Below are 24,926 nucleotides of genomic sequence, written 5' to 3'. Positions count from 1 at the left end.
AATATTTAATACAAGGCCTGCTGGCCCAAATACTTCACACAATGACAATAATATCGCCGAATACGGCTCTTTTCTGGAGTCGCGTTGATGCTTATAAGAAACAGTAGTGGTCGCCAAAGGTTAACTCTGGCGAGCGTCATAGTTTGTGCGCTGTCCATCAATACAGCATATGGCTGGCAACAAGAATATATCGTTGATGCGCTGTCAGGGCATACGGCTGAACGTTATACATGGGACAGCGATCACCAACCACGTTATAACGACATTCTGGAAGAACGTATTCGTTCCACTCAGAACGTGGCGGGGCCCGTGGTGAATCTGGCGGATGAGACGCCAATGGATGCCACCAGCGGCATGAGTATGGGCTGGAACTTCCCGCTTTCAAGGCAGGTGACAACCGGTCCGGTTGCCGCGCTGCATTATGACGGTTCCACCACATCTACTTACAACGAATTTGGCGATAGCGCGACGTCGGTAACGCAGAACGATCCGCTGTGGCATGCCAGCGTGAGCTCGTTGGGCTGGCGAGTCAATTCGCAGTTCGGTGATGTGCGACCGTGGGCGCAAATCAGCTATAACCAGCAGTTTGGCGAAAATATCTGGAAGGCGCAGTCGGGTCTCAGTCGCATGACGGCGGCGGGTCAGGATGGTAACTGGGTAGATGTTACCATCGGTGCGGATATGCTGTTGAACCCGCACATGGCGGCTTATGCGGCGCTGTCGCAGGCGGAAAATAGCACCAACAACAGCGACTATATGTACACCATGGGAGTGAGCGCCAAATTTTAACGTAAACAATCATCACATAAACATCTTGATTACATGTTGAGATCAACAATCACACGCACTCCAGCGATAGCGTGTACTAACTCATGCGATAAAATTCAGTAACCCGACTTTTTGTCTCGTCATTCATTCCGCATTCCAGGCATTTCATTCCGTCCTGGCGGCATTTCATGCCGTTTTCCCCTGCTCATAAAAACGCTTCGGTATGGTTGTTGGCAGAGAATTTCCCCTTTTGTTTATGCAGGAAGACTGCCATGAAAACTTCTGATTATCAGCGTACCCGCTGGCTGACACTGATCGGCACCATCATTACCCAATTTGCTTTAGGTTCTGTTTATACCTGGAGCCTGTTTAACGGTGCGCTTTCTTCTAAGCTTGATGCGCCGGTGAGTCAGGTTGCCTTTTCCTTTGGCCTGCTGAGCCTCGGGCTGGCAATTTCTTCTTCCGTCGCCGGGAAACTGCAGGAACGTTTTGGCGTGAAACGCGTCACCATGGCCTCCGGTATTTTACTCGGTGTGGGCTTCTTCTTAACCGCCCACTCTGACAGCCTGATTATGCTGTGGCTGAGCGCTGGTGTGTTGGTTGGTCTGGCGGATGGCGCAGGCTACCTGTTAACACTTTCCAACTGTGTAAAATGGTTCCCGGAGCGTAAAGGGCTGATTTCCGCCTTCGCTATCGGTTCTTACGGTCTTGGCAGCCTCGGTTTTAAATTCATCGATAGCCAACTGTTGAGCACCGTGGGTCTGGAAAAAACCTTCATGATCTGGGGCGCGATTGTGCTGGTAATGATCGTTTTTGGCTCCACGCTGATGAAAGACGCGCCGAATCAGGAAGTGAAAACGAAAAATGGCGTGGTTGAGAATGACTACACCCTGGCGCAGTCCATGCGTAAACCGCAGTACTGGATGCTGGCGGTCATGTTCCTGACGGCATGTATGAGCGGGCTGTACGTAATTGGCGTGGCGAAAGATATCGCACAAAGTCTGGCACATATGGATGTGGCAACGGCGGCAAACGCGGTGACCGTGATTTCTATCGCTAACCTGTCCGGTCGTCTGGTTCTGGGGATTCTGTCCGACAAAATCTCTCGTATTCGCGTTATCACCATTGGTCAGGTCGTTTCGCTGGTGGGTATGGCCGCACTGCTGTTCGCGCCGTTGAATGATGTGACCTTCTTTACGGCGATTGCCTGTGTGGCATTTAACTTTGGCGGCACCATCACCGTGTTCCCGTCACTGGTGAGTGAGTTCTTCGGTTTGAACAACCTGGCTAAAAACTACGGTGTCATTTACTTAGGTTTCGGTATCGGCAGCATTTGTGGTTCCATTATCGCCTCGCTGTTCGGCGGATTCTATGTGACCTTCTGCGTTATCTTTGCGCTGTTAATTATCTCGCTGGCGCTTTCTACCACTATTCGTCAGCCGCAGCGTAGCGTCTATACCGAGGCACACGCCTGAATCTATTAGTGGTCTGATTAATGCCCGGCGCATATATTTACAAAAATATATGCGCCGTTTGCATTCTCTATAAGCACTTTTCTTCCCTCCTGTGGTCTACTTACCTGCGCTGTAGAATTTTCTTATTATCTGCACTTGTCGCACTTTTCCCCTGTATGGCCTGACAGGCTTTTGCGCAGGGTGTTTTTATCCCTTCCTCCAGGGTTTGTTTGCATGAGATATATCAAATCGATGACGCAGCAGAAGCTGAGTTTCTTGCTGGCGATCTATATCGGTCTTTTTATGAATTGCGCTGTGTTTTTCCGTCGCTTTAGCGGATATGCGCACGAGTTTACCGTCTGGAAAGGACTCTCTGCGGTTGTTGAATTAGCTGGCACTGTGCTGGTGACCTTCTTTTTACTCCGTGTTCTCTCTTTATTTGGCCGACGCGCCTGGCGTGTACTGGCAACGTTTGTGGTGCTCTGTTCTGCCGGCGCCAGCTATTACATGACCTTCCTGAACGTGGTCATTGGCTACGGTATTATTGCCTCGGTCATGACCACCGATATTGATTTATCAAAAGAAGTCGTCGGCTGGCATTTTATCGTTTGGCTGGTTTCAGTCAGTATTATCCCATTGGTGTTGATTTGGAGTAACCGCTGTCGTTATACCCTGATGAAACAGATTCGTACGCCTGGCATGAGATGGCGTAGCGTAGCGGCGGTTTTATTGGCTGGCCTGATGGTGTGGGCGCCCATTCGTCTGCTCAGCATGCAACAAAAAAGCGTTGAGCGTGAAACAGGGATTGATTTACCCAGCTACGGCGGAGTCGTTGCGAACTCCTATTTGCCGTCAAACTGGCTCTCTGCGCTGGGTTTATACGCCTGGGCGCAGGTGGATGAATCTTCAGACAACAAATCGCTGATGAACCCGGCGAAGAAGTTCACCTACGTTGCCCCCAACAATCTCGACGACACCTATGTCGTGTTTATTATCGGTGAAACCACGCGCTGGGATCATATGGGGATTTTTGGCTATGAGCGAAACACCACGCCAAGGCTGGCTCAGGAGAAAAACCTGGCGGCTTTCCGTGGATATTCCTGTGATACCGCGACCAAGCTTTCGCTACGCTGCATGTTCGTTCGTGAAGGTGGGGCAGAGGAAAACCCACAGCGTACGCTGAAAGAACAAAACGTCTTTTCTGTGCTCGGCCAGTTAGGATTTAAAACCGATCTGTACGCGATGCAAAGCGAGATGTGGTTCTACAGCAATACCATGGCGGAAAACATTGCCTATCGTGAACAGATTGGCGCAGAGCCGCGTAACCGTGGCAAAAACGTTGACGATATGCTGCTGATTAATGAGATGCAGCAATCTTTACAGAAGACTGATGATGGCGAAAAGCGTCTGATTATTCTGCACACCAAGGGCTCGCATTTTAACTACACCCAGCGCTACACCCGCGAATATGCACAGTGGAAGCCGGAGTGTGTCAATGTTGATAGTGGCTGCTCGAAAGCTGAGATGATTAATTCATTTGATAATTCGGTAACCTACGTTGATCACTTTATTACCCAGGTGTTTGATCAGCTGCGCGATAAGAAAGCGATCGTGTTTTACGCCGCCGATCACGGTGAGTCAATTAACGAACGTGAGCACTTGCACGGTACGCCGCGTAAAATGGCGCCGCCTGAGCAGTTCCGCGTTCCTATGATGGTGTGGATGTCAGACAAATATCTGGAAGACCCTGACCATGCGAAGGCATTTGCGCACCTGAAGCAAGAAGCTGAGATGAAGGTGCCGCGTCGTCATGTGGAACTGTACGATACCGTTCTGGGTTGCCTTGGTTATACCTCGCCAAATGGGGGGATTAACGAGAATAACAACTGGTGTCGTATCCCGGACGCGAAGAAGGTTACAGCCCAGTAACAGAGCTGCTGACTTTCTCGCCGATCAAATGGCATTTTGATACTAAGGGATTGACGGGCGCGCGGCTGAGCAGTAAGATGCGCCCCGCATTCGGTGATTGGCGCAGCCTGGTAGCGCACTTCGTTCGGGACGAAGGGGTCGGAGGTTCGAATCCTCTATCACCGACCAAATTTAAAACCCTGCTCAACGAGCAGGGTTTTTTGTTTTGTAGGCCTGATAAGCGAAGCGCCATCAGGCAATATTGGAGACATTGCCGGATGGCGGCGCAAGCGCCTTATGCGGCCTACAGACTCAGTTTCATCCCGGCGTGTATGGCGTTATTCCAACCCCACCTTTGACCTTCCTTTTATCTGCAAAAATTGTGCATCACTTCCCACTGACAGTTAACGATTCTGTGACATATTCCATTGCCTTTTTTTATGTTTGCTTGAAACTTTTTTTGCGCTACTTATGGCTGGCGCTGGCATTTTCCGCTGTGCGTTTTAACGTTCATGGCATTAATCGCTCAGATATGCAGCATTCATTGGGAAAATTTGAATAAATTGCATAAATGTTAATCTCCAAATGTTGCGAAGTATGAAGATGTTTATTCTGGCATAGTGCGCGTAGCACAAATTTCCCTGCTGAAAATACCCGCTTGCACTTTTTTTAATCTTTGTTTGCCAATTCTCACCGTTGGTGTAAATCGCGGTTACCTGTATTGACGTTTTCACATTCTGTTGACAGATTGTAGGGTATGAGGGGCATTTCATGGAGAATCCGCACTGCAACTCAGTCGCTTATGTGAACGGAATCCCCATCCTCTTAACGCTGACCCGGCCGGGTAAAAAACAAAAAAGGCCAGGCGGTGCAAACCCATTGCAAAGGGTAAAACAACAAACATCACATTTGGAGCAGAAGAATGAGTATTTCCTTGAAGAAGTCAGGGATGCTGAAGCTTGGTCTGAGCCTGGTGGCTATGACCGTCGCAGCAAGCGTACAGGCTAAAACTCTGGTTTATTGTTCAGAAGGATCTCCTGAAGGCTTTAACCCGCAGCTTTTCACCTCTGGTACCACCTATGATGCCAGCTCCGTGCCGATCTATAACCGCCTGGTCGAGTTCAAAACCGGCACAACTGAAGTGATCCCGGGACTTGCTGAGAAGTGGGAAATCAGCGAAGACGGTAAAACCTATACCTTCCACCTTCGCCCTGGCGTGAAGTGGCAGGACAACAAAGATTTCAAACCGACGCGCGATTTAAACGCCGATGACGTGGTGTTCTCTTTCGATCGTCAGAAAAATGCCCAGAACCCGTACCATAAAGTTTCTGGCGGCAGCTATGAATACTTCGAAGGGATGGGTCTGCCAGACCTGATCTCCGAAGTGAAAAAAGTGGATGATAAAACCGTTCAGTTCGTGCTGACTCGCCCGGAAGCACCGTTCCTGGCTGACCTGGCGATGGACTTCGCTTCTATTCTTTCCAAAGAATATGCGGACAACATGCTGAAAGCCGGTTCCCCGGAGAAAGTGGATCTGAACCCAATCGGTACCGGTCCGTTCCAGCTGCAGCAGTACCAGAAAGACTCTCGTATTCTGTATAAAGCATTCGAAGGTTACTGGGGCACTAAGCCGCAGATCGACCGTCTGGTCTTCTCCATTACGCCTGACGCTTCTGTGCGTTACGCCAAACTGCAGAAGAACGAGTGCCAGGTGATGCCGTACCCGAACCCGGCTGACATCGCACGCATGAAGCAGGATAAAAATATCAACCTGATGGAGCAGGCCGGTCTGAACGTTGGCTACCTCTCTTTCAACACCGAGAAGAAACCGTTTGATGATGTGAAAGTCCGTCAGGCGCTGACCTACGCGGTAAACAAAGAAGCGATCATCAAAGCGGTTTATCAGGGTGCTGGCGTTGCCGCGAAAAACCTGATCCCACCGACCATGTGGGGCTATAACGACGACGTTAAAGACTACACCTACGATCCTGAGAAGGCCAAAGCGCTGTTGAAGGAAGCCGGTCAGGACAAAGGCTTTACCGTTGAACTGTGGGCCATGCCGGTACAGCGTCCTTACAACCCGAACGCTCGTCGTATGGCGGAAATGGTTCAGGCTGACTGGGCGAAAATTGGCGTTCAGGCCAAGATTGTGACCTACGAGTGGGGCGAGTATCTGAAACGCGCCAAAGCGGGTGAACATCAGGCGGTGATGATGGGTTGGACCGGTGACAACGGGGATCCGGACAACTTCTTCGCCACCCTGTTCAGCTGTGCGGCAGCGAAAGACGGCTCCAACTACTCTCGCTGGTGCTACAAGCCGTTTGAAGACCTGATCCAACCGGCGCGTGCGACCGACGATCACAACAAACGTATTGAACTGTACAAGCAAGCTCAGGTTGTTATGCACGATCAGGCCCCGGCTCTGATTGTTGCTCACTCCACCGTGTATGAACCAGTGCGTAAAGAAGTAAAAGGCTATGTGGTTGATCCATTAGGCAAACACCACTTCGAAAACGTCTCTGTCGAATAATTAAAAGCAATCAAGGAAGCGCTGCGCCCCGGTATTGTGTAGGCCGGATAAGCGCAGCGCCATCCGGCGTAATGCTTTACCCACGATGCAGTTTGCGTGGGATAAGATTTGTGAGCAATGCAGACTCACGGTTCCAGGCCGTGCGTCATTAGAGAGAATCCGGGTTATGTTGCAGTTCATTCTCCGACGTTTGGGACTCGTCATCCCCACGTTTATCGGTATCACTCTTCTCACCTTTGCCTTCGTCCATATGATCCCCGGCGATCCGGTTATGATCATGGCAGGTGAACGTGGGATCTCCCCTGAGCGTCATGCTCAACTGCTGGCTGAACTCGGTCTGGATAAGCCTATGTGGCAGCAGTACCTCCACTATATCTGGGGGGTTATGCATGGCGATTTAGGTATCTCACTGAAAAGCCGCTTACCGGTGTGGGAAGAGTTCGTACCTCGATTCAAAGCCACGCTGGAACTCGGCGTCTGCGCGATGATTTTCGCCGTCGCAGTGGGTATCCCGGTGGGTGTACTTGCTGCCGTTAAGCGCGGCTCCATTTTCGATCACACCGCCGTTGGCCTGGCGCTGACCGGTTACTCCATGCCGATTTTCTGGTGGGGCATGATGCTGATCATGCTGGTTTCCGTGCAGTGGAACCTGACGCCAGTTTCTGGGCGGGTGAGCGACATGGTGTTCCTTGATGATTCCAATCCGCTGACCGGTTTTATGTTGATAGACACCGCCATCTGGGGTGAAGAGGGCAACTTTATCGATGCGTTGGCGCATATGGTCTTGCCTGCGATGGTGCTGGGTACCATTCCTCTGGCGGTCATTGTGCGTATGACACGTTCGTCGATGCTGGAAGTACTGGGCGAGGATTACATTCGTACCGCGCGCGCTAAAGGTTTGACCCGTATGCGCGTCATCATCATTCACGCTCTGCGTAACGCGATGCTGCCCGTTGTAACCGTTATCGGCCTGCAGGTTGGTACGTTGCTGGCTGGGGCAATCCTGACCGAGACTATCTTCTCGTGGCCGGGGCTGGGACGCTGGCTGATCGATGCGCTGCAACGCCGTGATTATCCGGTAGTGCAGGGCGGGGTACTGCTGGTCGCGACGATGATTATCCTCGTCAACTTGCTGGTAGACCTGCTGTATGGCGTGGTGAACCCGCGTATTCGGCATAAGAAGTAAGGGGCCATCATGTCACAGGTTACTGAAAACAAAGTTATTGCTGCACCGGTGCCGATGACGCCGCTGCAGGAGTTCTGGCACTATTTTAAACGCAACAAAGGCGCGGTTGTTGGGCTGGTGTATGTGGTGGTAATGATCCTGATTGCGGTCTTTGCCAACGTCCTTGCACCCTACAACCCGGCAGACCAGTTCCGCGATACGCTACTAGCTCCTCCTGCGTGGCAGGAAGGCGGTTCCATGGCGCATCTGTTTGGTACTGATGATGTGGGCCGCGACGTGCTGTCCCGCCTGATGTACGGTGCGCGTCTGTCGCTGTTGGTTGGCTGTCTGGTGGTTGTACTCTCCCTGCTGATGGGCGTGGTTCTTGGGCTGATCGCCGGCTACTTTGGTGGAATTGTCGATAACGTCATCATGCGTGTGGTCGATATCATGCTGGCATTGCCGAGCCTGTTACTGGCGCTGGTGCTGGTGGCGGTATTTGGCCCCTCGATAGGCAACGCTGCGCTGGCGCTGACGTTTGTGGCATTGCCGCACTATGTGCGTCTGACGCGCGCCGCTGTGTTGGTGGAAGTTAACCGCGACTACGTCACCGCATCCCGCGTGGCGGGAGCCGGCGCGATGCGCCAGATGTTCGTCAATATTCTGCCTAACTGTCTTGCGCCGCTGATTGTTCAGGCGTCGCTTGGCTTCTCTAACGCCATTCTCGATATGGCTGCCCTCGGCTTCCTGGGGATGGGCGCACAGCCGCCTACGCCGGAATGGGGCACCATGCTCTCTGACGTTCTGCAGTTTGCCCAAAGCGCCTGGTGGGTTGTGACCTTCCCGGGGCTGGCGATCCTGTTGACGGTGCTGGCATTTAACCTGATGGGTGACGGTCTGCGTGACGCGCTCGATCCCAAACTGAAGCAGTAAGAGGTTCGAGATGGCGTTATTAAATGTAGATAAATTATCGGTGCATTTCGGCGACGTAGGTTCCGAATTCCGCGCCGTAGACCGCATTAGCTACAGTGTGAATCAGGGTGAGGTGGTTGGCATTGTTGGGGAGTCTGGTTCTGGTAAGTCCGTCAGCTCGCTGGCGATTATGGGACTGATTGACTACCCTGGCCGCGTTATGGCCGAAAATCTGGAGTTTAATGGTCGCGACCTGAAGCGCATCTCTGAGAAAGAGCGTCGCCAACTGGTGGGTGCGGAAGTGGCAATGATCTTTCAGGACCCGATGACCAGCCTTAACCCCTGCTACACCGTCGGCTACCAGATTATGGAAGCCATCAAGGTGCACCAGGGCGGCAACAAAAAAACGCGTATTCAGCGGGCAATTGACCTGCTGACGCTGGTGGGGATCCCCGATCCGGCCTCGCGTCTGGATGTCTATCCGCACCAGTTGTCCGGTGGGATGAGTCAGCGCGTGATGATCGCGATGGCGATTGCCTGTCGTCCGAAGCTGCTGATTGCCGATGAACCGACAACGGCGCTGGATGTGACCATTCAGGCGCAGATCATCGAGCTACTGCTGGAATTGCAGCAAAAAGAGAACATGGCGCTGGTCTTAATTACGCACGATCTGGCGCTGGTGGCTGAAGCGGCGCACAAAATCATCGTGATGTACGCTGGGCAGGTAGTGGAAACCGGGGCCGCGCAGGATATCTTCCGCGCGCCGCGTCATCCTTACACCCAGGCGTTGCTGCGCGCGCTGCCGGAGTTTGCTCAGGACAAAGCGCGTCTGGCCTCACTGCCGGGCGTGGTTCCCGGTAAATATGACCGCCCGAGCGGCTGTTTGCTGAATCCACGCTGCCCCTATGCGACCGACAAATGCCGCACTGAAGAACCTGAACTGAACCTGCTGGAAGGCGGTCGTCAGTCGAAATGCCACTACCCACTTGATGATGCCGGGAGGCCTGGGCTATGAGTACGCAAAAGGCCGCCGCGCAACAGCCGCTGTTGCAGGCAATTGACTTGAAAAAACACTACCCGGTGAAGAAGGGCATGTTCGCCCCGGAACGCCTGGTGAAAGCGCTGGATGGCGTTTCCTTTACTCTGGAGCGCGGTAAAACGCTGGCGGTGGTAGGTGAGTCGGGCTGTGGGAAATCCACCCTTGGCCGTCTGCTGACGATGATTGAAATCCCGACTGGCGGTGAGCTGTATTACCATGGACAGGATTTACTCAAGCATGACCCGCAGGCGCAGAAGCTGCGTCGGCAGAAAATCCAGATAGTGTTCCAGAACCCCTATGGTTCCCTGAACCCGCGTAAAAAAGTAGGGCAGATTCTGGAAGAGCCGTTGCTAATCAACTCCACGCTAAGCAAAGAGGAGCGTCGTGAAAAAGCGCTGGCGATGATGGCGAAAGTGGGGCTGAAAACCGAGCACTACGACCGCTATCCGCATATGTTCTCCGGCGGCCAGCGTCAGCGTATCGCCATTGCCCGCGGTCTGATGCTTGACCCGGATGTGGTGATTGCTGACGAACCGGTCTCGGCGCTGGACGTTTCCGTACGTGCGCAGGTGCTGAACCTGATGATGGACTTGCAACAGGAACTGGGGCTGTCATACGTCTTTATCTCGCACGACCTGTCGGTGGTAGAGCACATTGCCGATGAAGTGATGGTGATGTATTTAGGCCGCTGTGTGGAAAAAGGAACCAAGGATCAGATCTTCAATAATCCACGGCATCCGTACACTCAGGCGCTGCTCTCCGCAACGCCGCGCCTGAACCCGGACGATCGCCGCGAGCGTATCAAGCTGACCGGTGAGCTGCCAAGCCCGCTGAATCCGCCACCAGGCTGCGCATTCAACGCCCGTTGCCGTCGTCGATTTGGTCCGTGTACTCAGCTTCAGCCACAGTTAAAAGACTATGGCGGTCAGCTGGTGGCCTGTTTCGCCGTTGACCAGGACGAAAACCCACAGCAATAAACGTGGGTTATGACCCGATAACCGGAGCCTTGTGCTCCGGTTTTTTTATATTTTGTTTTTCCGTCCACAATGTGAGTCCTCTGGCAGAACATTATTCCACAGCGTCTAAAATGTAGTCAGGTTTCCTCTCGCCACAGAAATATCTATTTCGCAGTTGCTAACTATCAGGAGCAAATGTGGTCACGATACGCTGGGATATTAAAACAATTGATCGTCTGTCGATGGTTGAGGATGTCCTGAAGGAATTTTCCTGCTGCGATATCAATATCATCTCCATGAAAGTCACACCTGGACGGATCCTGATTAAATCCTGGTGCCGCCAGCTACAGGATATTTCCTGTGTGCAATCCTGTTTAAGCCAGCGCGCCGATATTATTAATGTCGCCTACCTCTGTGAGGAGATAAGCGAGCTGTCAACGCCGGAGCCGGAACGCCCGCGTTATTTCTCTGACATTATTTGCAGCAGCCAGAGCATGCACGCGCTTATCGAAAAGGCGATAAAAATTGCTGACAGCAAATATACCGTTCTGATCCGTGGCGATACGGGTACCGGCAAAGAGCTGCTGGCCCGGGCTATCCATAATTCCGGGCAGCGACGTTTTTATCCGTTTATTCCGGTCAACTGCTCTGCACTACCTGAGTCGCTTATGGAGAGTGAATTCTTTGGCTATGAGAAAGGGGCTTTTAGCGGCGCGGATTGTAAAGGCAAAAAAGGGCTGTTTGAAATGGCCGATAAAGGCACCCTTTTTCTCGATGAATTTGGTGAAATGTCGCTGGGCTTACAGGCTAAATTATTGCGCGTCCTGCAGGATGGCGGGATCCGTCGCGTTGGTGGGGCGCAAATTATTCCGGTTAATGTACGCATTATTGTGGCAACCAACGCCAATCTGGAAGATATGGTGGAACAACGTCTGTTGCGCGCCGATCTCTATTACCGCATCAATGTACTTTCCCTGACTATTCCGCCTTTGCGGGAGCGTCCGCAGGATATCAGTCTGTTGATTCGCCACTTTGTGCAGAAATACGCAAAGGAATTCCAGCGGCGGATCATTCTGGATAAAGCTTGTTTTGATGCCTTGCACCATCACAGCTGGCCGGGAAACGTGCGCGAACTGGAAAATACCATTATTCGTCTGATGCTAATGGCGGAATCCGATGTCATTACGCCCGAAGAATTAGGGATGGTGAATTTGCCCGCCGCTGAGCAAGGCCCGACAGAACGTCCTTTTAAAGAGCAGGTTTTGTATGCGGAACGCCAGCTTATTGAACAAATGATGGAAGAGAATGTGTCGTCGCGGCATATCGCCAAAGCGCTGGGGGTATCACATACCACGGTACTGAATAAAATTCGCAGCTATCAACTGGAGAGTGTGAGCTAAGCGCCGCCAGGAGCTGACGGCGCAGTTTACGCGGGTTATTCAATCAGCTTCAGTAATGGCGACAGGCACAGCAGGATCCCGTACAGCAGGATTAGCCAGGTTTTCAGCCCGCGTAGTTTTTCCAGTTGTGTGACTTTATAGATCAGGAAAAACGGAATAATACACGACACAATCCCGTACAGCGGGCTGCCTAACTGGAAGAACACCAGTACTGATACGCGAAACGATACCCAAATCACCAGGGTGATAACAATAAAGGTACAAATACCCAGCGTAAGCACCAGAGGATTAATTTTTTCCACGTCAATAACGCGGCTCAGTACGTTAAGAATAATTCCTTTGATCGCCTCGTGGAATCCCAAATAAATACCAAAGAACGCGGTTAATACGGCGAAGATATTTAATACCGTTGAGGTGATATGAATAATCTGTCCCGGAATGACCTGTGCCGCCAGCGCCAGTGCGGAAATATTTTGTTCGAAGGCCGAAACGGCTTCTTCATGGCTAATGGAAAAGGTAAAAGAAAAAGAGAAAAACAGGATGACCGCAATCAGCGTAATGTAACTGATCCGATGCGTGCGTATAGCCATACGTGTGGCCAGTACCCGGTCCGCCACCCGTTTGCGGTAAGCGATGTTCATAGGGTTCAACACCTGAATAAACACCGCGGAGAAGAAGCAGAACGGGATAGTCAGCAGCACATCGCGAAAGAACACCGAGGCTTCAGGGAAGGCGCTGATATTAGCGAAGTTCCAGTGCGGAACCATCGCAAAACCAAATACGATGATGATACCCACTTTGACCACTACCATCGGGCCGGAGATTTTGAACAGCAGTTTTTCTCCCCCGGAAGCAATGGCGACCAGCACGGCAAAAATGGCCACTTTGTAGATTATCGACTGTGAAAGATCGGTCTCGGTCAAGCCGAAGGTTTTGATGTATGAGGCGCTGTCAAAAACTACGGATAAGGAATAAATAAATATGCCGTGAATAATCATCAGAAAATAGATGACGCCAAGAAATACGCCCCAGTTTTTTCCCAGATAATGACTTATAATATCCGTGTAGTCATTACAGGTTTCACTTTCTGATAATGTTTTTAAATAAATATCCTGCACAATATAAGTTGCCGGATAAGCAATAATAAAGGCGACAATAAATACCCAAATTCCGGTTAAGCCAATTTGTACCGGCATCAGTACCGTTCCGGCACCAATGGCCATGCCTATACACAGTAATACCCAGCCAAAATCGTATTTCGTAAACGGTATTTTTTTTGAGAATGGTACGGCGGTTGCTGTATTGTTGCTTAATTGTAATGTGTTGTCCTGCATAGAACCCCCTGCCCAAAATACACGTTCTCCCCGAAAGAGGATTGCGCGTATTGCCAGACTGTTGTGCCTTGATTCTCAACAACCTGAACCGAACGGCGTCGGTTCAGGCCATATTGGTCAGAATGTTGCCTTTCTGATGGCGTGTTCAAGGTCGTTAATAATATCTTCTGGATCTTCAAGACCCACAGAAAGACGGATAAGCCCGTCGGTAATACCTGCTTTAAGCCGTTCCTCTGGCGCAACGGGCGAATGTGTCATAGACGCTGGGTGCTGAATGAGGGTTTCGGTATCACCGAGACTGACCGCGAGGAGGCATAATTCTACAGAATTGATCATCCGTCTGCCAGCCTCGAGGCCGCCGGCGATTTCGAAGCTGATAATTCCACCTGGCAGGCTCATTTGTCGCTGGCCCAGCTCATACTGCGGATGCGATGACAGGCCTGGATAATACACCCGAGTAATGGACGGATGCCCTTCGAGGAAGCGGGCGATTTTCAGCGCATTTTCACAGTGACGCTCCATACGAATGCCCAGCGTTTTAACGCCGCGCAGCGTCAACCACGCATTGAAAGGACTCATGCAGCCGCCGGTGATATCTTTCAGGCCAACAAACCGCGCCTGGTCGATAAACTCCTGCTTACCAACAATGATGCCGCCAATCACATCCCCGTGACCGTTGATATATTTGGTGACGCTGTGCACCACAATATCCGCGCCCAGTTGCAAAGGCTGCTGACAGTACGGCGACATAAAGGTGTTATCCACTACCAGCAATGCGCCTTGCTGATGGGCGATACCGGCTACCGTTTCAATGTCGACCAGCGACAGCGTCGGGTTAGCGGGCGTTTCGATATATACAACTTTGGTTTCCGGGCGCATGGCGGCGCGGATTTCTTCAGGCTTTGCCGCGTCGACAAAGCTGACGTTAATCCCAAACTTTGGCATGCTGTGCGACAAAAACGCGTGGGTACAACCGTAAATCGCGCTGGCGGAAACGATATGGTCACCCTGCTGACAAAGCGTCAACAGCGTTGTGGTGATAGCTGAAATACCGGACGCGGTTGCCAGTCCGGCTTCACCTCGTTCCAGTACCGCCAGCTTTTTCTCCAGCGCATCGGTGGTGGGGTTACCCAAACGGGTGTAAATGTACCCGGACTCTTCGAGCGCAAAGCGGGCGGCACCTTGTTCGGCGCTGTCAAAAACAAACGTTGAAGTCTGGAAAATAGGCGTACTGAGCGCGCCAGTTGAAGGGTCGGGTTGTTGCCCCGCGTGAACGATCTGGGTGTTGAATCCGTAAGTACGACAGTCAGACATGATATCTCCTTTGATTCGGAACAGAACAGCTCACAGTCATATAGCAATCGCTGTGCCAGAAAATAAACCAATAGATATCAATGCGTTAGTGGTTTTATCGTGCGGGTAGCCGTCAGGAAAGTTGCCAGTTGGCAAGAAACTTTCCAGCGCTTGGCGGATTTATTAAGCCGTAATTGCGAGGCTTTACGCAGACTGGATCACTCCGGGGTGATGAGACGGAAGTGTTACCGTAGAATCAGCGGCAAGCCGGGTTTACCCGGTGAGGCGCGATGTTGCGGGGGCTTGATCCCCGGCGGCATAGGTTGCTGGAAAGAGAAAACCCCCGCACGTTGTTCGGTATAAACCTGGCAACAAAACGGGGGCTAACCTTAATCCTCAACAGTTCAAGAATAGCCGCGAACAGTTGCCATTGCAACACAGGCGGCTATATGACGCTCGCACAGTTAGGCGTGGCTTTCTGGCACGATTTAGCGGCTCCAATTATCGCTGGCATTATTGCCAGCTTGATTGTGAACTGGCTGCGTAACAGGAAGTAATGCACTTTGCGGGCGTCTGCCTGCCGTAATGGCAACATGCGCCCGAACCAGGCCGCAGGGGGTAACCTTGCGGCCTTTTTCGGCTTAAATGCAGATAAATCTCGTCGCCAGGTATCTATCCTGTCGCGATAATGCACGCTGGGAAGTTTTCAGATACCGCCTCTCTTAATACCGCTACGATCGGGTATACTCTGACGGCAGTTTCGTCTATCCGTGGAGAGTCAGTTTGCGTGTCAGTCGCTCGTTAACAATTAAGCAGATGGCAATGGTTGCGGCCGTTGTTATGGTGTTCGTTTTTATTTTTTGCACCGTTTTGTTGTTCCATCTGGTCCAGCAAAACCGCTATAACACGGCTACGCAACTGGAAAGTATCGCTCGCTCCGTTCGTGAACCTCTGTCGAACACTATCCTGAAAGGGGATATTCCCGAAGCGGAAGCTATTTTAAGAAGTATTCGGCCAGCAGGCGTGGTAAGTCGCGCCGATGTGGTGCTGCCTAATCAGTTTCAGGCGCTGCGGATGAGCTTTATACCTGAACGTCCGGTTCCGGTTACGGTGACTCGCCTGTTTGAGCTTCCGGTACAAATTTCGCTGCCTATCTATTCTCTTGAACGTTCCGCTAACCCACAACCGCTGGCGTATCTGGTGCTGCAGGCGGATTCGTACCGCATGTACAAATTCGTGATGAGTACGCTCTCGACGTTAGTGACCATTTACTTACTTTTGTCGCTAATACTGACCGTCGCTATCTCCTGGTGCATTAACCGCTTGATTGTGCACCCCTTACGTAAAATTGCCCGTGAGCTGAACGACATTCAACAGCAGGACCTGATTGGTTATCAACTGGCATTGCCGCGTCTACATCAGGATGATGAGATTGGTATGCTGGTGCGTAGCTACAATCTTAATCAGCAGTTGATTCAGCGACATAGCGAAGATCAAAGCGACTTAGCAATGCGTTTCCCGGTTTCCGAACTACCCAATAAGTCGTTTTTAATGGGGCTGCTGGAGCAGGTTGTTACCCGCCAACAGACGACGGCGCTGATGATTGTCACCTGCGAAACCCTACGTGACACCGCGGGTGTGTTAACCGAAACCCAGCGAGAAATCCTGTTACTTACGCTGGTCGAAAAACTGAAGTCTGTATTGTCTCCCAGGATGGTGCTTACCCAGGTGAGTGGCTATGACTTTGCCATTATCGCCCATGGTGTAAAAGAACCCTGGCACGCTATTACGCTAGGTCAGCAAGTACTCACTATCGTTAATGAGCGGTTACCGATTCAGGGTATTCAACTACGTCCTACCTGCAACATTGGGGTGGCGATGTTTTATGGTGATTTAACCGCAGAGCAGCTCTACCGCCGCGCCCTGTCAGCCGTGTTAACGTCGCGTCATAAAGGTAAAAACCAAATTCAGTTCTTTGATCCGTTGCAGATGGAAGAGGCGCAGCAGCGTTTAACCCAAGAGAACGATATTTTAACCGCCATGGATAACCGGCAATTTGCGCTCTGGATGCAGCCCCAGGTTGAGATGTCCAGCGGCAAGGTATTGAGCGCAGAAGCATTGTTGCGGATGCAGCAGCCGGACGGTAGCTGGGAGCTGCCGGAAGGGTTAATCGACAGAATTGAGTCTTGTGGTCTGATGGTGACCGTCGGTTATTGGGTGCTGGAAGAAACATGCCGCCAGCTGTCAGCCTGGCAAGAACGCGGTCTCATGCTGCCGCTCTCGGTGAATTTATCCGCTCTCCAGTTGATGCACCCAAGTATGGTGTCTGATCTGCTGGAGTTGTTAACGCGCTATCGCATTAAGCCTGGCACATTGATTCTGGAAGTGACTGAAAGCCGGCATATTGACGATCCCCACGCCGCAGTGGCCATTTTGCGACCGCTGCGCAACGCGGGCGTGCGCATCGCCCTGGATGACTTTGGCATGGGGTATGCGGGTCTGCGACAGCTACAGCATATGAAGTCGCTGCCGGTGGATGTACTCAAAATCGATAAGATGTTTGTCGATGGCGTGCCCGAAGATTGCAGCATGATCTCCGCCATCATTCAGCTGGCACATAGCCTCAACTTGCAGATGATCGCCGAAGGCGTTGAAACCGAAGCGCAACGCGAATGGTTATCAAAAGCCGGGGTGGAAGTGGCGCAAGGATTCCTGTTTGCTCGACCCGTTCCGGCAAATATCTTTGAAGAACGTTATCTGGCACCGGAAAGCGCTGATTACAAAAGTTAAAAAAGGTCTCGCTTGTGCGAGCCAGCTCAAAATTTTTAACATTTTTGTATCAATTATGATCCAGGTGCATTTCTGTCATGTTGAGTGGGTGTTACTTTAAGGCCGCAGGTTAAACAAAACCTTACAAGACCTGTGGTTTTTACTTTAAGGACACCCTATGAAGACCTCTATATTCAAAAGCCTTTACTTTCAGGTCCTGACAGCAATTGCCATTGGTATTCTCCTTGGCCATTACTACCCTGAATTAGGCGCCCAAATGAAGCCGCTTGGTGATGCTTTCGTTAAGCTCATCAAGATGGTCATCGCACCTGTCATCTTCTGTACTGTCGTGACCGGCATTGCAGGCATGGAAAGTATGAAAGCAGTAGGCCGCACCGGTGCGGTTGCACTGCTCTATTTTGAAATTGTCAGTACGATTGCGCTGATCATCGGCCTTATCATCGTCAACGTGGTGCAACCCGGTGCCGGAATGAACGTCGATCCGGCGACGCTGGACGCTAAAGCGGTTGCCATTTACGCTGAACAGGCAAAAGACCAGGGGATCGTAGGCTTCCTGATGGATATTATCCCGGGTAGCGTCATTGGCGCGTTCGCCAGTGGTAACATCCTGCAGGTATTACTGTTTGCGGTAATGTTTGGTTTTGCGCTGCACCGTCTGGGCAGCAAAGGCCAGATGATTTTCAACGTGATTGAAAGCTTCTCGCAGGTTATTTTCGGCATCATCAATATGATCATGCGCCTTGCGCCGATCGGTGCTTTCGGTGCCATGGCCTTTACCATCGGTAAATATGGCGTCGGAACGCTGGTGCAACTGGGTCAGCTGATAATCTGTTTCTACATCACCTGTATTCTGTTTGTGGTTGTGGTTCTGGGCTCCATTGCTCGCGCAACCGGCTTCAGCATTTTCAAATTCATCCGCTATATCCGTGAAGAACTGCTGATCGTACTGGGTACGTCTTCTTCTGAATCCGCGCTGCCGCGTATGCTCGATAAGATGGAAAAACTGGGCTGCCGGAAGTCGGTTGTCGGGTTGGTTATACCCACGGGCTACTCGTTTAACCTTGATGGGACATCAATCTATCTGACGATGGCGGCGGTGTTTATCGCTCAGGCAACCAACAGCCATATGGATATCTTCCATCAGATAACCCTGTTGGTGGTGCTCCTGCTCTCCTCAAAAGGTGCAGCGGGTGTGACCGGCAGTGGCTTCATTGTTCTGGCCGCGACGATCTCTGCTGTGGGCCATTTGCCGGTTGCGGGTCTGGCACTGATTCTTGGTATTGACCGCTTTATGTCTGAAGCACGTGCGCTGACTAACCTGGTCGGCAACGGTGTGGCAACTGTCGTCGTCGCTAAATGGGTCAAAGAACTGGACCATAAAAAGTTGGACGATGTGCTGAATAATCGTGCGCCGGATGGCAAAACGCACGATTTATCCTCTTAATCTCGTCACTTATGCCCGTAGTCCCTTCCAGGACTGCGGGCGTTTGCGCATAATTACCCCCTGTGCCTGAAACCGTCGATTCGGCGGCTCGGGATTTTTTCACTTCTTCCGTGACATTTTTATGTTCTCGCGGTCTAACACGAAGTGTTTTTAACGTCATATTCAGAGAGTCCTTTCGAGGGCTGTCTTTTTATTTCCAGGATAGTTGATCAGGGGTTCACATGCAGGGCACAAAAATTCGACTTTTAGCGGGCGGCTTGCTGATGATGGCCACTGCCGGCTATGTGCAGGCAGATGCGCTCCAGCCTGACCCGGCGTGGCAACAGGGCACGCTGGCAAATGGTCTACAGTGGCAAGTGTTAGCCACTCCCCAGCGCCCCAGCGACCGTATTGAGGTCCGCCTGCTGGTTAATACCGGTTCACTCACCGAAAGTACGCAACAGAGTGGTTTCAGCCATGCGATCCCACGTATCGCGCTGACGCAAAGCGGTGGCCTCGATGCCACGCAAGCCCGTTCATTGTGGCAGCAGGGGTTCGATCCCAAACGTCCCATGCCGCCGGTTATCGTTTCCTATGATTCCACGTTGTATAACCTTAGTCTGCCAAACAGCCGTAACGATCTACTGAAAGAGTCACTTTCTTACCTGGCGAATATCTCCGGCAATCTGAGCATCACCTCTGAAACGGTCAATCATGCGCTGAGCAGCGAAGATATGGTTGCAACCTGGCCGTCAGATACCAAAGAAGGGTGGTGGCGTTACCGTCTGAAGGGATCGACTCTGCTGGGACACGATCCCGCCGATCCGCTGAAAACGCCTGTAGATGCGGCGAAAATTCAGTCTTTCTACCAGAAATGGTATACCCCGGACGCGATGACGCTGATCATCGTCGGTAACGTTGATGCACGCAGCGTAGCTGAGCAAATCAATAAAACCTTTGGCGAGTTAAAAGGAAAACGCGAAACGCCTGCACCGGTACCTACGCTCTCTCCGCTGCGAGCAGAAGCCGTAAGCATTATGACCGATGCGGTACGCCAGGATCGCCTGTCTATTATGTGGGATACGCCGTGGCAACCGATCCGTGAATCTGCCGCGTTGTTACGATACTGGCGCGCTGATTTAGCTCGTGAGGCGCTGTTCTGGCACATTCAGCAAGAGCTAACCAAAAACAATGCCAAAGACATTGGCCTCGGATTTGACTGCCGGGTGCTGTTCCTGCGCGCGCAGTGTGCGATTAACGTTGAGTCGCCAAACGATAAGCTGAACGCCAATCTGGGTACGGTTGCGCGTGAACTGGCGAAAGTGCGTGATAAGGGACTTCCGGAAGAAGAGTTCAATGCGCTGGTCGCGCAAAAGAATCTGGAACTGCAGAAGCTGTTTGCCACCTATGGTCGTACTGATACCGATATTTTGATCAGCCAGCGTTTGCGCTCGCTGCAAAATCAGGTGGTGGATATTGCGCCTGAACAGTATCAGCGTTTACGCCAGAGCTTCCTCAACAGCCTGAGTGTTGAGATGCTGAATCAGGACCTGCGACAGCAGCTGTCGCAAGATATGGCGTTAATTCTGCTGCAACCGAAGGGTGAACCTGAATTCAATATGAAGGATCTGCAGGCGACGTGGGATAGCATTATGGCGCCCGTTACCGCAGCGGCAACATCTGTTGAAACGGATGAATCACACCCTGAAGTGACGGATATCCCGCCGGTACAATAACCTGTAGGCCGGATAAGACGATTACGCCGCCATCCGGCATTGGAGATGCCGGGGGCGCTTCGCTTGCCCGGCCTACGGTATGCAGACCGGATAATCGACGTTATTGCGGCATAGCGTCGCGTGGGATAATCGCCCCGCGATGCTGAATCACGGTGCTTGCTGTCAGGTGGCCGCGTTTTGCGGCCTCAGCAGCATCGCCACCGGTCAGACGTACCGCCAGATATCCGGCGCTGAAGGAGTCTCCGGCCGCAGTGGTATCGATCACCTTCTCTTTCGGCAATTTAACGGCCGGAACGTCGATGAGCGCTTCGCCCGCGATGGAAACCAGGCAAGAGTCTGCGCCACGCTTCACAACCACTTCCTGTACACCAGCTGCGTGAGTACGGGCAATCACCTCAGCAACGGGTTTTTCACCCCACAGCGCGTCTTCATCGTCCAGCGTCAGGAATGCGATATTGGTGCATTCCAGCATCTGCTGATACACCTGCTGGGTTTCTTCTTTGCTGCTCCACAGACGTGGGCGGTAGTTATTATCAAAAATGACCTTTCCACCGTTGGCACGGCATTCACGCAGCAACGACAGCAGCTTGTCACGACTTGCCGGGCTTAAAATCGCCAGGCTGATTCCGCTCAGATACAAGTAATCAAATGTCGCCAGCTCTTCGCAAATCGCGGCAGACTGCTCGCTCTCCAGCCAGAATTTTGCGGCGGCTTCATTACGCCAGTAATAGAAGGTGCGCTCGCCAGTGCTGTCGGTCTCAATGTAGTAGAGACCCGGCAGGCGGTTTTCCATGCGCTGGGTTAATGAGGTATCCACGTTTTCACCCTGCCAGGACTCCAGCATTTGTTGGCTAAAACTGTCGGTACCCAGTGCAGTCACATAGTGTACGGAAAGTGCCGTAGCATCGACCTGACGGGCGATATAAACGGATGTATTCAACGTGTCGCCACCGAATCCGCGCTGAACGTCAGCGCCTTTCTGTGACAGCTCAATCATGCATTCGCCAATCACGGCAATCTTTCTGGACATAGTCGTAACCTGCTCTGAAAAAAATTAGCGTTAGTGTGCGCTGTGGGTGTTAAGTGGTCAACTATATTAAAACAACGTTCCATTATTTTTTTGAGCCAGCACGTGTTCTGCGTTGTTTTTGCCGCTTAGTTTTTATTTTTGCGCACAGCTGAACGTAAAGTTCTGCGTCTGAGCGCCGATAACCTTTGACGAGTCCGGTCAGTCACACTCTTATTTACAGGACATCTCAGATGATAAAGCAGGTTACCCAGCAGCTCATTACGCTCGATGCGAGTATTGAAAACTTGCAGGAGAGACGCTATTGGCTGCAGTGCGAGCGTGCTTACACCTACCAGCCAATTTACCAGACCAACGGACGACTGATGGCCGTTGAACTGCTGACTGTCGTGAGCCATCCTGATAATCCATCCCAACGTATTGCGCCAGACCGCTATTTTGCCGAAGTAACCGTCCGACATCGTGTTGATGTGGTGATAGAGCAACTTCTTCAACTTGAGCTGAAAGGGGACTTTTTCAGAGCCAACAACCTGCTGGCTTCCGTGAACGTCGACGGACCAACGCTCATAGCGATGCGCCAGGATCCCGAAATCCTGAAAATCATTGAAGGCCTGCCGTGGCTGCGTTTTGAGCTAGTGGAACATATCCGCTTACCGAAGGGGTCGTCCTTCGCCTCAATGTGCGAGTTTGGCCCGCTCTGGCTGGATGATTTTGGTACCGGAATGGCGAACTTCTCGGCGCTTAGTGAAGTGAATTATGACTATATCAAAGTGGCGCGAGACCTGTTCGTCATGCTGCGCAAGACGCCGGAGGGACGTAATCTCTTCACACTACTATTACAGCTGATGAACCGCTATTGCCGCGGCGTGATTGTCGAAGGCGTTGAAACGCTGGAAGAGTGGCGTGATGTGCAAAACTCACCGGCTTTTGCCGCGCAAGGCTATTTTCTCTCTCGTCCAGTGCCTCTGGACACGCTTGAAGAGGTGATCCTGTCGCTTTGATGAGGACGTAGCACACCTCCTTTTCATCCTGCTGGACTATCTTTAGGACAGGCAAGGAAGGAAGTAGAGAGGTTAGACATGACGAAAACAGGTAAAATAACCACTTCAGTAATAGGGGTTTTCTTGTTGTTGATCGTCGTACTCATCATTGTGATTGCGACATTTGACTGGAACCGGCTCAAACCGACCATCAACCAGAAAGTCTCTACAGAACTCAACCGGCCCTTTGCTATACGGGGTGACCTGGGCGTGGTTTGGGAACGCCAGAAGCAGGAAACCGGCTGGCGTAGCTGGGTTCCGTGGCCGCATGTTCATGCTGAAGATATCATCCTCGGCAACCCGCCAGACATTCCTGACGTTACCATGGTGCATCTCCCGCGTGTTGAAGCTACGCTCGCCCCACTGGCACTGCTGACAAAAAACGTCTGGCTCCCGTGGGTCAAGCTGGTCAAACCCGATGCGCGGCTGATCCGCCTGTCGGAGAAAAACAATAACTGGACCTTTAACTTAGCTGGGGACGAAAACCGCGATCCTAATGCGCCGCCATCCGCGTGGTCGTTCCGGCTGGATAACATTCTGTTTGACCAGGGACGCATCGCCATTAACGATAAGGTGACGAAGTCGGAGATTGAGATCCTGGTCGATCCGCTGGGCAAACCGTTGCCCTTTAGCGAAGTGACCGGCGCAAAAGGTAAAGAGAGCAACGCCCGCGTCGAGGACTACGTGTTTGGTCTGAAAGTGCAAGGGCGATATAACGGCGAACCGCTAAGCGGTAGCGGAAAAATTGGCGGAATGCTGGCGCTGCGTGGTGAAGATACGCCTTTCCCGATTCAGGCTGATTTCCGTTCGGGCAATACGCGCGTAGCGTTTATCGGCACGATAAACGATCCGATGAACATGGGCGGGGCGGATCTGCGACTTAAATTCTCGGGAGATTCGCTAGGGGATTTATACGATTTGACCGGCGTGCTGCTCCCGGATACGCCGCCGTTTGAAACCGACGGACGTCTGGTAGCGAAAATTGACCCGGAAAAATCCTCTGTTTTTGATTATCGCGATTTCAATGGCCGCATTGGCGACAGCGATATTCACGGAACGCTGGTCTACACCACCGGCAAGCCGCGACCCATGCTGAAGGGCGATGTGGAATCACGCCAGCTGAGGCTGGCCGATTTGGGGCCGCTGATCGGGGTGGATTCAGGCAAAGGGGCGGAACGGGCAAAACAATCTGAACAGCGCAAAGGTGAGAAGAGCGTTCAGCCTGCGGACAAGGTGTTGCCGTATGACCGTTTTGAAACAGACAAATGGAACGTAATGGACGCTGACGTGCGTTTCAAAGGACGGCGTATTGAGCATGGCAGTAGTCTGCCGATCAGCGATCTCTCCACTCATATCATCCTGAAAAATGCCGATCTGCGTCTGCAACCGCTGAAATTTGGTCTTGCGGGAGGCAGCATTGTTTCCAGCATCCATCTGGAAGGGGATAAAAAGCCGATGCGGGGGCAGGCGGATATCCAGGCTCGCCGCCTGAAGCTTAAAGCGCTGATGCCGGATGTGGAACTGATGCAGAAAACGCTGGGTGAAATGAACGGTGACGCCGAGTTTCGCGGGAGCGGGAATTCGGTGGCCGCGCTGCTCGGCAACAGTAATGGCAACCTGAAGTTGTTGATGAACGACGGGTTGATCAGCCGAAATCTGATGGAGATTGTGGGGCTGAATCTGGGTAACTATATCGTTGGGCAGATATTTGGTGATGATGAAGTGCGGGTGAACTGCGCGGCGGCGAATCTGGATATTGTTAACGGCGTGGTGCGTCCGCAGATTTTTGCTTTTGATACAGAAAACGCAGTCATTAATGTCACCGGTACGGCAAGTTTTGCGTCGGAGCAACTGGATTTAACCATCGATCCGGAGAGCAAAGGGATTCGTATTATTACTCTGCGTTCGCCGTTGTATGTTCGCGGCACCTTTAAGAATCCGCAGGCAGGCGTGAAGGCCGGGCCGCTGATTGCGCGCGGTGCGGTTGCTGCTGCGCTGGCAACGCTGGTGACGCCAGCGGCAGCCCTGCTGGCGCTGATTTCACCTTCTGAAGGGGATGCTAATCAGTGCCGGACAATCCTGTCGCAGATGAAGAAGTGATGAGAGCGCCGGATACGGTGTAAACACCTTATCCGGCCTACGGGGGATTGC

At 52.0% G+C, this 24,926-nt stretch carries 20 protein-coding genes and 1 tRNA gene; 18 read left to right on the top strand and 3 right to left on the bottom strand.

Going from position 1 to position 24,926, the window contains the following annotated elements; translation table 11 throughout:
• Positions 1-87: 87 nt before the first annotated feature.
• The 12 genes from C2U41_RS21365 to C2U41_RS21305 all read left to right on the top strand — a co-directional run bounded on the left by C2U41_RS21365 (position 88) and on the right by C2U41_RS21305 (position 12,132).
• Positions 88-789: an autotransporter outer membrane beta-barrel domain-containing protein gene (locus tag C2U41_RS21365; RefSeq protein WP_061549536.1), complete on the top strand. Its 702-nt coding sequence runs from the start codon at positions 88-90 to the stop codon at positions 787-789.
• A 251-nt stretch (positions 790-1,040) separates the two neighbouring features.
• Positions 1,041-2,243 (top strand): L-lactate MFS transporter, encoded by a 1,203-nt coding sequence (locus tag C2U41_RS21360; RefSeq protein WP_003024301.1) that lies wholly within the window; start codon positions 1,041-1,043, stop codon positions 2,241-2,243.
• 213 nt (positions 2,244-2,456) lie between these two features.
• On the top strand, positions 2,457-4,151 hold the full coding sequence (eptB, locus tag C2U41_RS21355) for a kdo(2)-lipid A phosphoethanolamine 7''-transferase (RefSeq protein ID WP_046670991.1): 1,695 nt from the start codon (positions 2,457-2,459) through the stop codon (positions 4,149-4,151).
• A gap of 91 nt (positions 4,152-4,242) precedes the next feature.
• Positions 4,243-4,319: transfer RNA gene (locus C2U41_RS21350), tRNA-Pro, on the top strand.
• A 73-nt stretch (positions 4,320-4,392) separates the two neighbouring features.
• Positions 4,393-4,692, top strand: a complete 300-nt coding sequence (locus C2U41_RS21345; RefSeq protein WP_141110492.1) for a hypothetical protein — start codon at positions 4,393-4,395, stop codon at positions 4,690-4,692.
• A gap of 209 nt (positions 4,693-4,901) precedes the next feature.
• Positions 4,902-5,138 (top strand): hypothetical protein, encoded by a 237-nt coding sequence (locus C2U41_RS29370; RefSeq protein ID WP_127674029.1) that lies wholly within the window; start codon positions 4,902-4,904, stop codon positions 5,136-5,138.
• Positions 5,053-6,660 carry a dipeptide ABC transporter periplasmic-binding protein DppA gene (gene dppA / locus C2U41_RS21335; protein ID WP_032937213.1) on the top strand — a complete coding sequence of 536 codons (1,608 nt, stop codon included), beginning with the start codon at positions 5,053-5,055 and terminating at the stop codon, positions 6,658-6,660. The genes C2U41_RS29370 and dppA overlap by 86 nt, the downstream gene beginning before the upstream one ends.
• A gap of 166 nt (positions 6,661-6,826) precedes the next feature.
• Positions 6,827-7,846 (top strand): dipeptide ABC transporter permease DppB, encoded by a 1,020-nt coding sequence (gene dppB / locus C2U41_RS21325; RefSeq protein ID WP_003837733.1) that lies wholly within the window; start codon positions 6,827-6,829, stop codon positions 7,844-7,846.
• Between the two features lie 9 nt (positions 7,847-7,855).
• Complete coding sequence (gene dppC, locus C2U41_RS21320; RefSeq protein ID WP_003837734.1) at positions 7,856-8,758, top strand: dipeptide ABC transporter permease DppC; 903 nt, start codon at positions 7,856-7,858, stop codon at positions 8,756-8,758.
• A gap of 10 nt (positions 8,759-8,768) precedes the next feature.
• Positions 8,769-9,752 (top strand): dipeptide ABC transporter ATP-binding protein, encoded by a 984-nt coding sequence (dppD, locus tag C2U41_RS21315; protein ID WP_003846117.1) that lies wholly within the window; start codon positions 8,769-8,771, stop codon positions 9,750-9,752.
• A complete protein-coding gene (gene dppF / locus C2U41_RS21310) occupies positions 9,749-10,753 on the top strand; it encodes a dipeptide ABC transporter ATP-binding subunit DppF (RefSeq protein WP_003846120.1) in 1,005 nt (334 codons plus the stop codon). Before dppD ends, dppF begins: the two co-directional genes overlap by 4 nt.
• A gap of 176 nt (positions 10,754-10,929) precedes the next feature.
• A complete protein-coding gene (locus C2U41_RS21305) occupies positions 10,930-12,132 on the top strand; it encodes a sigma-54 interaction domain-containing protein (protein ID WP_003024321.1) in 1,203 nt (400 codons plus the stop codon).
• Positions 12,133-12,167: 35 nt separating this feature from the next.
• On the opposite strand, the gene C2U41_RS21300 is transcribed toward C2U41_RS21305, so the two are convergent.
• A complete protein-coding gene (locus C2U41_RS21300; protein WP_003837738.1) occupies positions 12,168-13,466 on the bottom strand; it encodes an aromatic amino acid transport family protein in 1,299 nt (432 codons plus the stop codon).
• A gap of 117 nt (positions 13,467-13,583) precedes the next feature.
• On the bottom strand, positions 13,584-14,780 hold the full coding sequence (gene megL, locus C2U41_RS21295) for a methionine gamma-lyase (RefSeq protein ID WP_003023295.1): 1,197 nt from the start codon (positions 14,778-14,780) through the stop codon (positions 13,584-13,586).
• Positions 14,781-15,208: 428 nt separating this feature from the next.
• On the opposite strand from megL, the gene C2U41_RS29365 reads away from it, so the two are divergent.
• From C2U41_RS29365 to C2U41_RS21265, 4 genes are all read left to right on the top strand, one after another.
• Complete coding sequence (locus C2U41_RS29365) at positions 15,209-15,316, top strand: type I toxin-antitoxin system toxin Ldr family protein (RefSeq protein ID WP_003023297.1); 108 nt, start codon at positions 15,209-15,211, stop codon at positions 15,314-15,316.
• Positions 15,317-15,542: 226 nt separating this feature from the next.
• Positions 15,543-17,549 carry a biofilm formation regulator HmsP gene (gene hmsP / locus C2U41_RS21285; RefSeq protein WP_071681698.1) on the top strand — a complete coding sequence of 669 codons (2,007 nt, stop codon included), beginning with the start codon at positions 15,543-15,545 and terminating at the stop codon, positions 17,547-17,549.
• Positions 17,550-17,706: 157 nt separating this feature from the next.
• A complete protein-coding gene (dctA, locus tag C2U41_RS21275) occupies positions 17,707-18,993 on the top strand; it encodes a C4-dicarboxylate transporter DctC (RefSeq protein WP_003837746.1) in 1,287 nt (428 codons plus the stop codon).
• A 221-nt stretch (positions 18,994-19,214) separates the two neighbouring features.
• Positions 19,215-20,708: a M16 family metallopeptidase gene (locus tag C2U41_RS21265; RefSeq protein WP_044713960.1), complete on the top strand. Its 1,494-nt coding sequence runs from the start codon at positions 19,215-19,217 to the stop codon at positions 20,706-20,708.
• Between the two features lie 100 nt (positions 20,709-20,808).
• Here the strand turns inward: C2U41_RS21265 and C2U41_RS21260 are convergent, their stop codons facing one another.
• Positions 20,809-21,738 (bottom strand): sugar kinase, encoded by a 930-nt coding sequence (locus C2U41_RS21260; RefSeq protein ID WP_016151138.1) that lies wholly within the window; start codon positions 21,736-21,738, stop codon positions 20,809-20,811.
• Positions 21,739-21,968: 230 nt separating this feature from the next.
• Between C2U41_RS21260 and pdeH the strand changes: the two genes are divergently transcribed.
• Positions 21,969-22,736, top strand: a complete 768-nt coding sequence (gene pdeH / locus C2U41_RS21255; RefSeq protein ID WP_003023308.1) for a cyclic-guanylate-specific phosphodiesterase — start codon at positions 21,969-21,971, stop codon at positions 22,734-22,736.
• 78 nt (positions 22,737-22,814) lie between these two features.
• A complete protein-coding gene (locus C2U41_RS21250) occupies positions 22,815-24,875 on the top strand; it encodes an AsmA family protein (RefSeq protein WP_103848232.1) in 2,061 nt (686 codons plus the stop codon).
• Positions 24,876-24,926 lie beyond the last annotated feature (51 nt).

This window comes from Citrobacter freundii complex sp. CFNIH4, assembly GCF_002934505.1.
GTDB classification, from domain to species: domain Bacteria; phylum Pseudomonadota; class Gammaproteobacteria; order Enterobacterales; family Enterobacteriaceae; genus Citrobacter; species Citrobacter freundii.
The sequence above is the reverse complement of the archived record's forward strand: the minus strand, read 5'-3'. Positions and strand labels throughout refer to the sequence as shown.

Bases quoted from the DNA above. Each gene is read 5' to 3' on its own strand.
- C2U41_RS29365 (WP_003023297.1), top strand. From the start codon at position 15,209: ATGACGCTCGCACAGTTAGGCGTGGCTTTCTGGCACGATTTAGCGGCT.
- C2U41_RS21300 (WP_003837738.1), bottom strand. From the start codon at position 13,466: ATGCAGGACAACACATTACAATTAAGCAACAATACAGCAACCGCCGTA.
- eptB (WP_046670991.1), top strand. From the start codon at position 2,457: ATGAGATATATCAAATCGATGACGCAGCAGAAGCTGAGTTTCTTGCTG.
- C2U41_RS21260 (WP_016151138.1), bottom strand. From the start codon at position 21,738: ATGTCCAGAAAGATTGCCGTGATTGGCGAATGCATGATTGAGCTGTCA.
- C2U41_RS21265 (WP_044713960.1), top strand. From the start codon at position 19,215: ATGCAGGGCACAAAAATTCGACTTTTAGCGGGCGGCTTGCTGATGATG.
- C2U41_RS21360 (WP_003024301.1), top strand. From the start codon at position 1,041: ATGAAAACTTCTGATTATCAGCGTACCCGCTGGCTGACACTGATCGGC.
- C2U41_RS21365 (WP_061549536.1), top strand. From the start codon at position 88: ATGCTTATAAGAAACAGTAGTGGTCGCCAAAGGTTAACTCTGGCGAGC.
- megL (WP_003023295.1), bottom strand. From the start codon at position 14,780: ATGTCTGACTGTCGTACTTACGGATTCAACACCCAGATCGTTCACGCG.
- pdeH (WP_003023308.1), top strand. From the start codon at position 21,969: ATGATAAAGCAGGTTACCCAGCAGCTCATTACGCTCGATGCGAGTATT.
- dppF (WP_003846120.1), top strand. From the start codon at position 9,749: ATGAGTACGCAAAAGGCCGCCGCGCAACAGCCGCTGTTGCAGGCAATT.
- C2U41_RS21250 (WP_103848232.1), top strand. From the start codon at position 22,815: ATGACGAAAACAGGTAAAATAACCACTTCAGTAATAGGGGTTTTCTTG.
- dppC (WP_003837734.1), top strand. From the start codon at position 7,856: ATGTCACAGGTTACTGAAAACAAAGTTATTGCTGCACCGGTGCCGATG.
- dppB (WP_003837733.1), top strand. From the start codon at position 6,827: ATGTTGCAGTTCATTCTCCGACGTTTGGGACTCGTCATCCCCACGTTT.
- C2U41_RS29370 (WP_127674029.1), top strand. From the start codon at position 4,902: ATGGAGAATCCGCACTGCAACTCAGTCGCTTATGTGAACGGAATCCCC.
- dppA (WP_032937213.1), top strand. From the start codon at position 5,053: ATGAGTATTTCCTTGAAGAAGTCAGGGATGCTGAAGCTTGGTCTGAGC.
- dppD (WP_003846117.1), top strand. From the start codon at position 8,769: ATGGCGTTATTAAATGTAGATAAATTATCGGTGCATTTCGGCGACGTA.
- dctA (WP_003837746.1), top strand. From the start codon at position 17,707: ATGAAGACCTCTATATTCAAAAGCCTTTACTTTCAGGTCCTGACAGCA.